Below are 13371 nucleotides of genomic sequence, written 5' to 3'. Positions count from 1 at the left end.
TCCCGGCAGCCCCCAGGCGGAACTCGGGGGCTATCCCCAGTGCGGCGGGCGCGCCCGGTCCCTAACGTGGGATCCCATGACGGGAATGGAGACCATGATGGACGCGCGGGACGCCGACCTGAAGAAGGAACTCGACGCCACTCTGCACGCCCGCAGGGAACTGGGCGAGGAGTACGAGTCCGCGCTGGTCGACTCGTTCCTGGAGAAGGTCGACCAGCGCATCGACGGCGCGGTCGAGCGCCGGGTGCGAAGGCAGCTGGCCGAGCAGCAGATGACGGTGGCGCGGGACTCCCGGTCGTCGAAGGCCACCGACTCCTGGGGCGAGCGCTTCGGCTTCGGCATCGTCTCGCTGGTGCTGGCGATCCCGCTGTCGGCGATCGGCGGGGGCATCGCGCACACGCCCGGCCTGATCGCGTCCTGGATCGGCATCGTCGGCGTCAACGCGGTCCAGGCCGCGCGCACCAACCCCGGCCTGTTCGGCCGCAGCCGCAAGTCCTCCCGGAAGAGCGACTGGGAGGGCTGACGGGCCGACCGCCCCGGTGTGGGTCACGCCTGCCGGGCCCGCGGCACGACGAGCGGGCACGCGGTCGGCGAAGTCCATGTTTCTCACCCGGCGCCGACAGCGGGCGCAACCGGAGAACAGACCGAGAACCCGGACCGGGAACCGGCCGGAAAAAGCTGTGCGCGGGGACCGCCGCACCCCCGTTGCCGAGGGGCGGGACGACGGCGGTCCCCGCGAGGGACGCGGGCCGGGTCAGGGCCGGGCTCACGCGTCCTGGGCGTCGGTGGAGGTCCGGGAGCCGCTCCGGAGGTCCGTGACGCCGTTTTGGTGCCGGCCGGGGCGGGGAGCCGCTCCCGCCCTGCCGACATCCACTAATGTGCCGGACCCGTGTTAAGCGTGTGCTGCGTGGACGTGACACGCTCGTACCACTTCTGCGAAGTCCACCATTTCGGTGGGTGACCGGAAGTTCGCCGTGGACACGGGCGGTTCACCGGGAGGTTTCCCGCTACTTCCCGCCCTTGGCGAGGAAGGCCAGCAGGTCCTGCCGGCTGACCACGCCGGTCGGCTTGCCCTCGACGAGCACGATCGCCGCGTCCGCGCCGCCCAGGACGGACATCAGGTCCCCGACCGGCTCGCCGGAGCCGACCTGCGGCAGCGGGGCGGACATGTGCTTCTCCAGCGGGTCGTCGAGCGAGGCACGCTGGGTGAACAGGGCGTCGAGCAGCTCCCGCTCCACCACGGACCCCACGACCTCGGCGGCCATGACGTCCGGGTGACCGGCGCCCGGCTTCACGATCGGCATCTGCGAGACGCCGTACTCGCGCAGTACCTCGATGGCCTGGCCGACGTTCTCGTCGGGGTGCATGTGGACGAGGGAGGGGATGGTGCCGCCGGCCTTGTAGCTGAGCACGTCGGCGACGCGGGCGCTCGGTCCGGCGTCCTCGAGGAAGCCGTAGTCGGCCATCCACTCGTCGTTGAAGATCTTGCTGAGGTAGCCGCGCCCGCTGTCCGGGAGGAGGACGACCACGACGTCGTCCGGCCCGAGCCGCTCGGCGACCCGCAGCGCGGCGACGACGGCCATGCCGCAGGAGCCGCCCACCAGCAGGCCCTCCTCCTTGGCGAGGCGGCGGGTCATCTGGAAGGAGTCCTTGTCGGACACGGCGACGATCTCGTCGGCGACGGTCCGGTCGTAGGCGGTCGGCCAGAAGTCCTCGCCGACGCCCTCGACGAGGTACGGCCGTCCGGAACCGCCGGAGTAGACGGACCCCTCGGGGTCGGCGCCGATGACCTGGACCTTGCCGTCGCTGGCGTCCTTCAGGTAGCGCCCGGTGCCGGAGATGGTGCCGCCGGTGCCGACACCCGCCACGAAGTGGGTGATCTTCCCCTCCGTCTGCTCCCACAGCTCGGGGCCGGTCGAGTGATAGTGGGAGAGCGGGTTGTTGGGGTTGGAGTACTGGTCGGGCTTCCAGGCACCGGGGGTCTCACGCACGAGCCGGTCGGAGACGTTGTAGTAGGAGTCCGGGTGCTCGGGGTCCACGGCCGTCGGGCACACGACCACTTCGGCGCCGTACGCCCGCAGCACGTTGATCTTGTCCGTGGACACCTTGTCGGGGCACACGAAGATGCACTTGTACCCCTTCTGCTGCGCCACGATCGCCAGCCCGACACCGGTGTTCCCGCTGGTCGGCTCCACGATGGTGCCGCCGGGCCGCAGCTCGCCGCTCTGCTCGGCCGCCTCGATCATGCGCAGGGCGATGCGGTCCTTCACGGATCCGCCCGGGTTGAAGTACTCCACCTTGGCCAGGACGGTCGCCTGGATCCCCTCGGTCACGGTGTTGAGCCTCACCAGCGGGGTGTTGCCGACGAGACTGATCATCGAGTCGTGGAATTGCACCGTTGTCTCCGGTTGCTTGCAAAAGATGTGGTCGTAGTGGTTCCGCCGCCAGCCTACGGCCCGGCGGTGGCGTTCACTCCCGGTTGAGATTGGGCGACGGTCCGTACGGGGCAAGGAGTGGATGTACGGCTACGAGGAGGTGGCGGTGACGCATGACGAGCATGTCGAGGGCGCGGGTGGCCCGGCGTATCGCGGCGGGCGCCGCGTACGGCGGTGGCGGCATCGGCCTGGTCGGTGCTGCGGCCGTCGGTCTGCTGCTGGCCGAGGCAGAGCTGGCTCGGCGCCACGTGGGCAACGGCGCGCAGAACCACGTGCCGAGCGCGGAGGGCCGCTACGGCCACGCCTATGACATCCCCGGCGACCCGCCCCTGCATCTGACGATGCTGGGTGACTCCACGGCCGCGGGCCAGGGCGTCCACCGGGCCGGCCAGACGCCGGGCGCACTGCTGGCGTCCGGCCTGTCGGCGGTGGCGGAACGCCCGGTGGTCCTGCGGAACGTGGCCGTGACCGGAGCGCAGTCGGACGACCTGGACCGCCAGGTGACCCTGGCCCTCTCCGACCCGTCCCATGTCCCCGACATCTGCGTGATCATGATCGGCGCGAACGACGTGACCCACCGGATGCCACCGACCCGCTCGGTACGCCACCTGTCCTCGGCGGTACGACGCCTGCGCACGGCCGGCGCGGAGGTGGTCGTCGGCACGTGCCCCGACCTGGGCACGATCGAACCGGTGCAGCAGCCGTTGCGCTGGCTGGCCCGGCGGGCCTCCCGTCAGCTGGCGGCCGCGCAGACGATCGGGGCGGTCGAGCAGGGGGGCCGGACGGTGTCGCTGGGCGATCTGCTGGGCCCCGAGTTCGCGGCGAACCCACGCGAGCTCTTCGGTCCCGACCACTACCACCCCTCCGCGGAGGGGTACGCCACGGCCGCGATGGCCGTCCTGCCGACGGTCTGTGCCGCTCTGGGGCTGTGGCCGGCGGAGGAGGAGCGTCCGGACGTGTTCCGTCGCGAGGGCTTCCTGCCGGTGGCCCGGGCCGCGGCCGAGGCGGCGGCCGAGGCGGGCACGGAGGTCACGGCCGCGATGCCGACGGGCCCGCGGGGTCCATGGGCCCTGCTCAAGCGCCGCAGGCGCCGCCGCGTCCGGGAGACGGCCCCGGCGCCCGTGCGGACACCGGGCTGAGACCCCGGTCCGCGAAGATCCGCCCCTGAAAAAGCAAGCGCTTAGAAAGTGCGGTCAGGGTCACACCGCCGTTCCCGTGACCCAGGCCATACGTGCGGGTAACTTCCCAAGCAGTCTTGCTGGAAGAAACCCTCATCCCCGTACTCCCGCCCGACCACCGCCCCTCAACGAGGCGCTGTGCGCCGCCCCTTCCTGTCTGGAGCCGTGATGCCCGAAGCCGTCATCGTCTCGACCGCCCGCTCCCCCATCGGCCGCGCTTTCAAGGGCTCCCTGAAGGACCTGCGCCCGGACGACCTCACCGCCACCATCATCCAGGCGGCCCTCGCCAAGGTCCCGGAGCTGGATCCCAAGGACATCGACGACCTGATGCTCGGCTGTGGCCTCCCCGGCGGCGAGCAGGGCAACAACCTCGGCCGGATCGTCGCCGTACAGATGGGCATGGACCACCTCCCCGGCTGCACCATCACCCGTTACTGTTCCTCGTCGCTCCAGACGAGCCGCATGGCCCTGCACGCCATCAAGGCCGGCGAGGGCGACGTCTTCATCTCGGCCGGCGTCGAGATGGTCTCCCGGTTCGTGAAGGGCAACTCCGACAGCCTCCCGGACACGCACAACCCCTTCTTCGCGGAGGCCGAGGCCCGCACCGAGGCCGTCGCCCAGCAGGAGGGCACGACCTGGCACGACCCGCGTGAGGACGGCCTCGTCCCGGACGCGTACATCGCGATGGGCCAGACCGCGGAGAACCTCGCCCGCTGGAAGGGCGTCACCCGCCAGGACATGGACGAGTTCGGCGTCCGCTCGCAGAACCTCGCCGAGGAAGCCATCAAGAACGGCTTCTGGGAGCGCGAGATCACCCCGGTGACCCTCCCCGACGGCACGGTCGTCAGCAAGGACGACGGCCCGCGCGCCGGCGTCACCCTCGAAGGCGTCCAGGGCCTCAAGCCGGTCTTCCGCCCCGACGGCATGGTCACCGCCGCCAACTGCTGCCCCCTGAACGACGGCGCCGCCGCGCTCGTCATCATGTCCGACACCAAGGCCCGCGAGCTCGGCCTCACCCCGCTCGCCCGCATCGTGTCCACGGGCGTCTCGGGCCTGTCCCCCGAGATCATGGGCCTCGGCCCGGTCGAGGCCTCCCGGCAGGCCCTGCGCCGCGCCGGCCTGACCATCGACGACATCGACCTGGTCGAGATCAACGAGGCGTTCGCCGCCCAGGTGATCCCCTCCTACCGCGACCTCGGCATCGACCCCGAGAAGCTGAACGTCAACGGCGGCGCCATCGCCGTGGGCCACCCCTTCGGCATGACCGGCGCCCGCATCACCGGCACGCTCATCAACTCCCTCCAGTTCCACGACAAGCAGTTCGGCCTGGAGACGATGTGCGTCGGCGGCGGCCAGGGCATGGCCATGGTCATCGAGCGCCTCAGCTGAACCCGGTGCGCCCGCTGAACCCGGTGCGCCGCTGCTGAAAAGCTGTCAGTAGCCACCGATGGACCCAGCGTCACCCGACGGCCCAGAACCCGGAAACCACCACGGTTCTGGGCCGTTTTGTGATCCAATCTCCCCCAGGATGTGACCTATCTCCTTCGAAGGAGGGATCGATGCAGGTCAGCGCCGTTCCACCACTAAACCCCGAGACCAAAGTCCTGCCCGTTTCGTGACGTTACGCACTGACAGCTGGATGGTTCGCCCTTCAAGCTGATGTAGGAAGTCGGGGGTCGACTTTGAACCGGGAGTACGTCAGTGAGCGCCATGCCGATCGCCTTGCTGCTCACCACGGCCGCCACAGGCGCCGTGGGCGTCGCCGTCCTGCGCACCCTCATGGTGCTGCGCCGACAGGTCGCGGCCCTGCACGCTGAGCTCGCGCGGAACAACGCGTCCGCGGCACGGGGGCTCGTCCCCGCCGCCCGCCACTCCGCCGACGCCGATGAGATACGCGCGGCCGTCGCCGAGGCGCTCGCCGAGGAACGGGAGCGGGAGCTGGCCGAGGCGCGGGCGTTCTGGGCCGCCCAGGAGGCGCGTGACGCCTCCGACGCTCCCTCGCTGCTGGGCCTGACGGACAGCGACCTGTTCATGCCGCGCCAGGCCGATTTCCTGGGCCTGGAGTCCCTCGAGCCGGTGGCCGAGCCGGGCGCCGACGCCGACGAGTTCGCCGGGGACTCCCCCGAGCTGGCCGCGGCCCGCCGCCGCCACCCCTCGCACCCCGACTTCGTACCGGTCCAGTCGCCGGTCGTGAACGACCACGAGCGCACGGTCGCCACCCTTGAGGACCTGGCCTCCTCCGGCGTCGAACTGACGGACGTCCGCCCGGGCCCGCTGGGCACTCTCGACGTCTACGTCTTCGCCGACGGTACGACCCTCTGCATGACCCCGGGCCACCGGGAGACCGCGGAACGCCTGGCCACCGCGCTGCGCGCGGGCGAGACCCCGGTCCTGCTCGGCGGCTCGGGCATCTCGGGCGCGTACACGCTCACGTTCACCTGCGGTGAGGAGACGGTGTACATCCTGGCGGACAGGGTCATAGCGTCGCTGTAGGGGGCGGGGGGAGGCCCGGGCAGGGGCGCGGGGAACCGCGTCACACCCCCGCTCGCTTCTGCGCCTCCTCCACCAGCTCCACCGCTTCGGCCACCTCGGCCTCGCTGCGCAGCACGATCGCCAGATCGTGCCCCGCGACGGTGATCTGGTCAGCGGCGGCGAACATCCCGGCGTCCGGCATCTCACGAGGCTCGGCGCCGGGTTCCTCCACGAGCTGGGCCCGCCGTGCCATCTCTCTGGCCAGCCTCAACGCCTCCGCCGCAGCACTGCGCTGCAGCCGACTCTGGGGCGCAGCCCGCAAACGATCGGCGAAGTGATCCACCGCACGGGTCAGAGGCGTCGTATCAACCACGCCGCGAGAGTAGGGCCTCTCCGGCCGATCATGCCAGCGATGCGGGGTCCGGCACGCACATCCGCCACGGAAAGGCCCTACGCGCCGCACCGGGACTGTTGCCAACACGCCAACGCTCAGGCACCGTGACGTGAAGGACCGGCTTACACCCGATGCGTCCGGAGGCGCCGATGTCCCACGTCCTCTCCGAGGAGACCCACCGCAACATGCTCGCCCGCATCCCCCACTGCACCGGTCGTGAAGTCTCCGACTGGCTCCGCACCGTCGACGAAGGCCCATCCCTCTTCCGCTTCGAGGAGAAGGTCAGCTGGCTGCGTCACGAGTACGACCTGGCGTACGGCCACGCCAAGGCGATCGTTCACGAGTACGACCTGAGGAGGGCCGCGCGCAAACTGCTCTAGGCGCGCACGTAGGCAGTACTCGTAGGACACGAGACACGACGAAGGGCCCCGGGTTGAACCCGGGGCCCTTCCGCTGTCGGTCTACGACTAGTCGTTGCTGTTGAGGATCGCGATGATCCGCAGGAACTCCATGTAGATCCACACCAGCGTCACCGTCATACCGAAGGCGGCCAGCCAGGCCTCCTCGCGCGGGGCGCCGTAGGCGATGCCGTCCTCGACCTGCTTGAAGTCGATGGCGAGGAAGCATGCGCCGAGGATGATGCCAATGACACCGAAGGCGATGCCGAGGCCGCCGCTGCGGAAGCCGAGGCCGTCACCGCCGCCGAAGACCGCGAACAGCAGGTTCACCGTCATCAGCAGGATGAAGCCGAGCGCGGCCGCCATCACGAAGCCGACGAAGCGGCGGTTGACACGGATCCAGCCCGCCTTGTACGCCACCAGCACACCGGCGAACACCGCCATCGTGCCGAGCACGGCCTGCATGGCCGCACCGCTGGCGATGCGGTTGTCGACGATGCTGGAGACGACGCCGAGGAAGACACCCTCGAGACCCGCGTAGGTCAGGATGAGGGCGGGCGAGGCCTTGCGCTTGAAGGACTGCACGAACGCCAGCACCATCGCCACCAGTGCGGCGCCGATCCCGATGCCGTACGAACGGCTGATGTTCGCGTCGTCGACCGGGAGCAGCGCCCAGGAGAGCGCGGCCGTGACGATCAGCAGACCGAGCGTGCTCGCGGTGCGCAGGACGACGTCGTCCATCGTCATACGGCCGGCGGTGGTGACCGGGGCCTGCGGCGCGCCGTACTGAAGGTCCTGCTGGGCGTAAGGGTTCTGCGCGTAGGGGTTGCCGGACGGCTGGGCGTACGGATTGCCCTGCGCGTACGGGTTGCCCTGCGTGCCGACAGCGGGTCCCCCGGCCTGCGGCGCGGTGTTGAAGCCCGCGTAGCCGTTGTCGCGGCTGAACCCCCGTCGCGAGAAGACCGGGTTTCTGCTCCTCATTTCACTCCTCCATGGCCACTCTGCGTGGGCCTTGGCTCAAGAGTAATAGGTAGGCAAAGGAATGACCCTACTGCTTGGGGAGGATCTTTCCCTCGTCGTGCTGCGCAACACGCTACGTGGATCTCTGATTCCCTGCGGCGGAGGGGCTCATTCATGACCAACCTGCGACACGTCCGGAACCGGTCGGAGATCGGCCGCTCATCTCACCCGAACGGGCCTCACTCGAACGGGAACCCGGTGTACGCCTCGGCCAGATCGGTCTCCGCCGCGCGCGCCCCCGCGATCCGCTCCAGGCGGGCGAGCTGGAGGCGCTCCTCGAAGGGGGTGGCGCCGGGGACGCGGTGCAGGAGCGTGGTCATGTCGTAGGAGAACCGCTCGGCTTGCCAGACGCGGCGCAGGCAGGTGGCGGAGTAGGCGTCGAGGAGTTCCGGGGAGCCGGTCTCCTTCGCATGCGTCAGTGCCCGCGCGAAGGTGACCACGTCGCCGACCGCGAGGTTCAGCCCCTTGGCGCCGGTCGGCGGCACGATGTGGGCGGCGTCCCCGGCGAGGAAGAGGCGGCCGTGCCGCATGGGCTCGTGCACGTAGGAGCGCATGGGGGTGACCGACTTCTGCGTGATGGGCCCGCGTTCGAGCGTCCAGTCGTCGTCGGTCTCGAAGCGCCGCTCCAGCTCGGCCCAGATCTCGTCGTCGCTCCATGCCTCGGCGTCCGTGCCCTCGGGCACCTGGAGGTAGAGACGGGAGACGGACGGGGAGCGCATGGACAGCAGGGCGAAGCCGCGGTCGTGGCGGGCGTAGACGAGTTCGTCGTGCGAGGGGGCGACGTCGGCGAGGATGCCGAGCCAGCCGAAGGGGTACGTCCGTTCGAAGACCCGGCTCAGTTCGGACGGGATCGCCTTCCTGGCGACCCCCCAGAAGCCGTCGCAGCCGACGACGTACTCGCACTCCAGGACGTCCTCGCTCCCCTCGTGCCGGAAGCGCACGCGCGGGCTGCCGGTGTCGGCCCCCTCGACGGCCAGGGCCTCCGCCTCGAACAGCAGCGGGCCGCCCTCCTTGAGCTGGAGGGCGATGAGGTCCTTGCAGACCTCGGTCTGCGCGTAGACCATCACCGACCGGCCGCCGGTGAGGGCGGGGAAGTCGACGCGGTGGCGCCGCTTGGCGAACCGCAGCTCGATGCCGTCGTGACGCAGCCCCTCGCGGTCCATGCGCTCCCCGGCGCCGGCCGCGCGCAGCACGTCCACCGTCCCCTGCTCCAGGATCCCGGCCCGCTGCCGTTGTTCGACGTAGGCCCGGTCCCGGCTCTCCAGGACGACCGAGTCGATGCCGGCGTTGCGGAGCAGCCGGGCGAGGAGGAGGCCGGCCGGACCGGCGCCGATGATGCCGACGGTGGTGCGCATCGGGCGTTCCCTTCGGGTGGGGCTTCACTGCACTGTGATGTTCGCATGGTGAAATTTTCTTCACTTTGCTGCTGAGAGTTTGCGCCCACGTCCACCCGGTGTCAACGGTCGCGCGGTGAAGTCTTCAATGAACGATGCAGGGAACCGACCGACGTCGGAGGTGCCCGGAACCGGACTCGAACCGGTACGCCCGCGAGGGGCAGCGAGGTTTAAGCTCGCCGTGTCTGCATTCCACCATCCGGGCAGGCCATGGGCTCCGCGTCGAGTTCCCGAGCCTATCGGGACACGTCCCTCGAACAGCGGACGGGCGAACCGATGTTGTCTTATTTTATTGACGTCTGAGGGAGCATCAGCCCACGGAACGAGCCATCCGCACTTGCCAATAGCCTTGCGTGAGCTGCGTGACCACGTATGCGGAATGACGGAATTTCACCGCCCGAACGAGGGTGCTCCACCCGTTCTCGACGGACGCGTCGTCAGGGGCGGCCGTCATCCCCAGGTATGACACGGCGCTGCGTGGTCCGCCCGAAGTCTGCCTTCGGAACCGGAACAGCGGCTGACTCCACGGCGCCCGGTGGACGGGACGATGGTTCACGTCCCCGAGAAACATCGTCGTCCCGCGAGGAGCACCTTCCCGTGACCACCACACCCGTCGCCGGCCGGACCACCGCCGTGGCCGCGCGCGCCACGGAGCTGTCGAAGATCTACGGCCAGGGCGAAACCCAGGTGGTCGCCCTCGACCGGGTCTCCGTCGACTTCCAGCAGGCCGAGTTCACCGCGATCATGGGCCCCTCCGGCTCCGGCAAGTCCACGCTGATGCACTGCGTGGCCGGACTGGACACGTTCAGCAGCGGCTCCGTGCGCATCGGCGAGACCGAACTGGGCTCCTTGAAGGACAAGCAGCTCACCAAGCTGCGCCGGGACAAGATCGGCTTCATCTTCCAGGCGTTCAACCTGCTGCCGACGCTGACGGCCCTGGAGAACATCACCCTCCCGATGGACATCGCGGGCCGCAAGCCGGAGAAGCAGTGGCTGGACACCGTGATCCGGATGGTGGGGCTCTCCGACCGGCTCGGCCACCGGCCCGCCCAGCTCTCCGGCGGCCAGCAGCAGCGTGTCGCCGTCGCCCGCGCGCTGGCCTCCCGGCCGGACATCGTCTTCGGCGACGAGCCGACCGGAAACCTCGACTCGCGTTCCGGCGCCGAGGTGCTGGGTTTCCTGCGCAACTCGGTGCGGGAGCTGGGGCAGACGGTGGTGATGGTGACCCACGACCCGGTGGCGGCGGCGTACGCGGACCGGGTGGTGTTCCTGGCGGACGGACGGATCGTCGACGAGGTGTACGGGCCCACGGCGGACTCGGTGCTGGACCGCATGAAGCAATTCGACGCCAAGGGCCGCACCAGCTGACGTCGGGCGACGTCTCCTGACGCCCCCTCACCCTCGTACCCCTGGACTGAGACAACCCATGTTCCGTACCGCCTTGCGCAACGTACTCGCGCACAAGGCCCGGCTCCTGATGACCGTGCTCGCCGTGATGCTCGGCGTGGCGTTCGTGTCGGGGACCCTGGTCTTCACCAACACCATTTCGGACGCGTACCAGAAGAGCTCCGCCAAGGGCTTCGACCGGGTCGACGTGGCCGTGCAGCCCGAGAGCCAGGAGGACAAGGGCGACACGGTCGGCAGGACGCCCGAGCTGACGCAGGCGCTGCTCGAACGGAGCGCGCGGGTGCCGGGCGCCGCGTCCGCCGTCGGCGTCGTGGGCGGCTTCACGGCCCTGGCCGACAAGGACGGCAAGCTCATCGGCGGCGGCTTCCAGTCGCAGGGCGGGAACTACTGGGGGACGAAGGATCCCCGGTACCCCCTCGTCAGCGGCCACGCCCCGAAGGGAGAGGGCGAGGTCCTCATCGACTCCGAGACCGCGAGGCGCGCCGGCTACGAGGTCGGCGACACCGTACGCCTCTCGGTCGACGGCCCGGTGCTGACCCCGACCGTCACCGGCATCTTCACCACCGACGACGGCAACGTCGCCGCCGGCGGCAGCCTCGCCCTCTTCGACACGGCGACCGCCCAGCAGTTGTTCGGCAAGTCCGGCACGTACGACGAGATCGACGTGACGGCGAAGACGGGCATCAGCCAGTCGGCGCTGAAGGCCGAGCTGGACAAGGCGCTGCCGGCGGACATCACGGAGACCACCACCGGTAAGCGGCTCGCCGACGACCAGGCCGAGATGATCTCCACGTCGATGAGCGGGCTGAAGCAGGGGCTGCTGGTCTTCGCGGGCATCGCGCTGTTCGTCGGCACGTTCATCATCGCCAACACCTTCACCATGCTGGTCGCCCAGCGCACCAAGGAGCTGGCCCTGCTGCGCGCGGTCGGCGCCTCCCGTCGTCAGGTGACCCGGTCCGTGCTGATCGAGGCGTTCGTGGTCGGCGCGGTGGCCGGGGTGACCGGTCTGGTCGCGGGCATCGGCATCGGGGCCGGGCTGCGGTCGCTGATGAGCACGCTCGGCGCGACCGTCCCCGACGGACCGCTGGTCGTCTCCCCCGGCACGGTCGCCACGGCCCTCGTGGTCGGCATCGTCATCACCATGCTCGCCGCCTGGCTGCCGGGCCGCCGGGCCGCGAAGATCCCGCCGGTCGCCGCGATGAGCAGCGTGCACGCGAAGGCGACCACCAAGTCGCTGGTGCTGCGCAACACGATCGGTGCCCTGTTCTCGGCCGCGGGCGTCGCGGTGGTCCTCGCGGCCACGACGATGGACGGCTCGGACGGCCAAGCCCCCATGGGTCTCGGCGCGGTGCTGCTCATCATCGGCGTGTTCATCCTGACCCCGCTGCTGTCCCGACCGCTGATCGCGGCCGCGGCCCCGGTGCTGCGCGTGTTCGGTGTGGCCGGCAAGCTGGCCCGCCAGAACTCGGTGCGCAACCCGCGCCGTACGGCCGCCACGGCCTCCGCGCTGATGATCGGGCTGACCCTCATCACCGGGATGACGGTGATGGCGGGCAGCCTCCAGCACTCGATCGACAAGATGGCGTCGTCCGCGATCAAGGCCGACTACGTGGTGTCGATGGCGAACGGCAACTCCCTCTCCCCGGACGTCGACAAGAAGCTGAAGGCCACCGCCGGGGTGACCGCCACCAGCCCGCTGCGCAACGCGCCCTCGCGCGTCGACGGCCAGACGGAGTACCTGACCGGCGTCGACGGCTCCGCCATCGGCAGGCTGACCGAGCTGACGATGGACAGCGGCGCGTTCGAGGTCGGCGGCACGCGGGTCGTCGTCGACGACGACACCGCCACGTCGCACGGTTGGAAGGCCGGTTCGGACTTCACCGTCAACTACGAGGACGGCAAGAAGCAGCAGCTGACCGTCGCCGGTGTCTACCAGGGCAACGAGATGATGCGCGGCATCATGCTCGACAACGCCACGCTCTCCCCGCACCAGTCGGACGCGACCGACATGCAGGTCATGGTGAAGACGTCCGACGGCACGTCCGGCGCCACCAAGGACAGGCTGGAGAAGGCCCTCGGCTCCAACCCGGCCGTCAAGGTGCAGAGCAAGAAGGACATCTCCAACGACATCGCGCAGATGTTCACACTGATGCTGAACATGCTCTACGGCCTGCTCGCCATGGCGGTGATCGTCGCGGTCCTCGGCGTCATCAACACCCTGGCCATGTCGGTCTTCGAGCGCTCGCAGGAGATCGGGATGCTCCGTGCGATCGGCCTCGACCGCAAGAACGTCAAGCGGATGGTCCGTCTGGAGTCCCTGGTCATCTCCCTCTTCGGCGGCGTGCTCGGCATCGGTCTGGGTGTGTTCTTCGGCTGGGCGGCCGGCGAGCTGCTCGGCACGAAGATGTCGACGTACGAGCTGGTCCTGCCGTGGGCGAGGATGGCGGTGTTCCTGCTGCTGGCCGCGACGGTCGGCGTGCTGGCGGCGCTGTGGCCGGCCCGGCGGGCGGGCCGCCTGAACATGCTGGCGGCGATCAAGTCGGAGTAACGGTACGTGCGTGGGGCCCCGTTCCGGTGCGGATGCTGTTGGTTAATCCGGGGCCTCGCGTGACGTCGGCCTTCAAGACCCGGTTGTGGTCTTGAAGGCCGACGTTGTCGTATGGGGTGGGTGCA

The 13371-nt window shown here is 69.8% G+C and carries 11 protein-coding genes and 1 tRNA gene; 7 read left to right on the top strand and 5 right to left on the bottom strand.

The features are described 5' to 3' along the window. The first annotated feature begins 97 nt into the window (after positions 1 to 97). Positions 98 to 523, top strand: coding sequence for a hypothetical protein (locus ACFY16_RS39590; protein ID WP_390652141.1), 426 nt, complete (start codon positions 98 to 100; stop codon positions 521 to 523). A gap of 484 nt (positions 524 to 1007) precedes the next feature. On the opposite strand, the gene ACFY16_RS39585 is transcribed toward ACFY16_RS39590, so the two are convergent. Further along, positions 1008 to 2396, bottom strand: a complete 1389-nt coding sequence (locus tag ACFY16_RS39585; protein ID WP_390652081.1) for a cystathionine beta-synthase — start codon at positions 2394 to 2396, stop codon at positions 1008 to 1010. A gap of 152 nt (positions 2397 to 2548) precedes the next feature. Here ACFY16_RS39585 and ACFY16_RS39580 point away from each other — a divergent pair, with 152 nt between their 5' ends. From ACFY16_RS39580 to ACFY16_RS39570, 3 genes are all read left to right on the top strand, one after another. Further along, positions 2549 to 3574 carry an SGNH/GDSL hydrolase family protein gene (locus tag ACFY16_RS39580; RefSeq protein WP_390652080.1) on the top strand — a complete coding sequence of 342 codons (1026 nt, stop codon included), beginning with the start codon at positions 2549 to 2551 and terminating at the stop codon, positions 3572 to 3574. Between the two features lie 207 nt (positions 3575 to 3781). Beyond that, a complete protein-coding gene (locus ACFY16_RS39575; RefSeq protein ID WP_390652079.1) occupies positions 3782 to 5002 on the top strand; it encodes an acetyl-CoA C-acetyltransferase in 1221 nt (406 codons plus the stop codon). A 312-nt stretch (positions 5003 to 5314) separates the two neighbouring features. Then, positions 5315 to 6106, top strand: a complete 792-nt coding sequence (locus ACFY16_RS39570; protein ID WP_390652078.1) for a hypothetical protein — start codon at positions 5315 to 5317, stop codon at positions 6104 to 6106. A gap of 40 nt (positions 6107 to 6146) precedes the next feature. On the opposite strand, the gene ACFY16_RS39565 is transcribed toward ACFY16_RS39570, so the two are convergent. Next, a complete protein-coding gene (locus tag ACFY16_RS39565) occupies positions 6147 to 6458 on the bottom strand; it encodes a hypothetical protein (protein ID WP_390652077.1) in 312 nt (103 codons plus the stop codon). Between the two features lie 170 nt (positions 6459 to 6628). On the opposite strand from ACFY16_RS39565, the gene ACFY16_RS39560 reads away from it, so the two are divergent. Continuing rightward, positions 6629 to 6859, top strand: a complete 231-nt coding sequence (locus ACFY16_RS39560) for a DUF4287 domain-containing protein (protein ID WP_152890507.1) — start codon at positions 6629 to 6631, stop codon at positions 6857 to 6859. 87 nt (positions 6860 to 6946) lie between these two features. Here ACFY16_RS39560 and ACFY16_RS39555 read toward each other — a convergent pair whose 3' ends face one another. The 3 genes from ACFY16_RS39555 to ACFY16_RS39545 all read right to left on the bottom strand — a co-directional run bounded on the left by ACFY16_RS39555 (position 6947) and on the right by ACFY16_RS39545 (position 9496). After that, a complete protein-coding gene (locus ACFY16_RS39555) occupies positions 6947 to 7858 on the bottom strand; it encodes a Bax inhibitor-1/YccA family protein (RefSeq protein WP_390652076.1) in 912 nt (303 codons plus the stop codon). Positions 7859 to 8076: 218 nt separating this feature from the next. Beyond that, entirely contained in the window at positions 8077 to 9252 is a 1176-nt protein-coding gene (locus ACFY16_RS39550; RefSeq protein WP_390652075.1) for a 4-hydroxybenzoate 3-monooxygenase, read from the bottom strand. Between the two features lie 161 nt (positions 9253 to 9413). Continuing rightward, a tRNA-Leu gene (locus ACFY16_RS39545) sits at positions 9414 to 9496 on the bottom strand. Positions 9497 to 9888: 392 nt separating this feature from the next. Here ACFY16_RS39545 and ACFY16_RS39540 point away from each other — a divergent pair. After that, complete coding sequence (locus tag ACFY16_RS39540) at positions 9889 to 10659, top strand: ABC transporter ATP-binding protein (RefSeq protein WP_390652074.1); 771 nt, start codon at positions 9889 to 9891, stop codon at positions 10657 to 10659. Positions 10660 to 10717: 58 nt separating this feature from the next. After that, entirely contained in the window at positions 10718 to 13246 is a 2529-nt protein-coding gene (locus ACFY16_RS39535) for an ABC transporter permease (RefSeq protein ID WP_390652073.1), read from the top strand. Positions 13247 to 13371: the final 125 nt, after the last annotated feature.

This window comes from Streptomyces sp. NPDC001315, assembly GCF_042896175.1.
GTDB lineage: Bacteria > Actinomycetota > Actinomycetes > Streptomycetales > Streptomycetaceae > Streptomyces.
Note: the sequence above shows the minus strand (reverse complement) of the source record. Positions and strands in the feature narration are given on the sequence as shown.

Coding starts and splice junctions, on each gene's coding strand:
- ACFY16_RS39560 (WP_152890507.1), top strand. CDS start 6,629: ATGTCCCACGTCCTCTCCGAGGAGACCCACCGCAACATGCTCGCCCGC.
- ACFY16_RS39535 (WP_390652073.1), top strand. CDS start 10,718: ATGTTCCGTACCGCCTTGCGCAACGTACTCGCGCACAAGGCCCGGCTC.
- ACFY16_RS39555 (WP_390652076.1), bottom strand. CDS start 7,858: ATGAGGAGCAGAAACCCGGTCTTCTCGCGACGGGGGTTCAGCCGCGAC.
- ACFY16_RS39575 (WP_390652079.1), top strand. CDS start 3,782: ATGCCCGAAGCCGTCATCGTCTCGACCGCCCGCTCCCCCATCGGCCGC.
- ACFY16_RS39580 (WP_390652080.1), top strand. CDS start 2,549: ATGACGAGCATGTCGAGGGCGCGGGTGGCCCGGCGTATCGCGGCGGGC.
- ACFY16_RS39550 (WP_390652075.1), bottom strand. CDS start 9,252: ATGCGCACCACCGTCGGCATCATCGGCGCCGGTCCGGCCGGCCTCCTC.
- ACFY16_RS39590 (WP_390652141.1), top strand. CDS start 98: ATGGACGCGCGGGACGCCGACCTGAAGAAGGAACTCGACGCCACTCTG.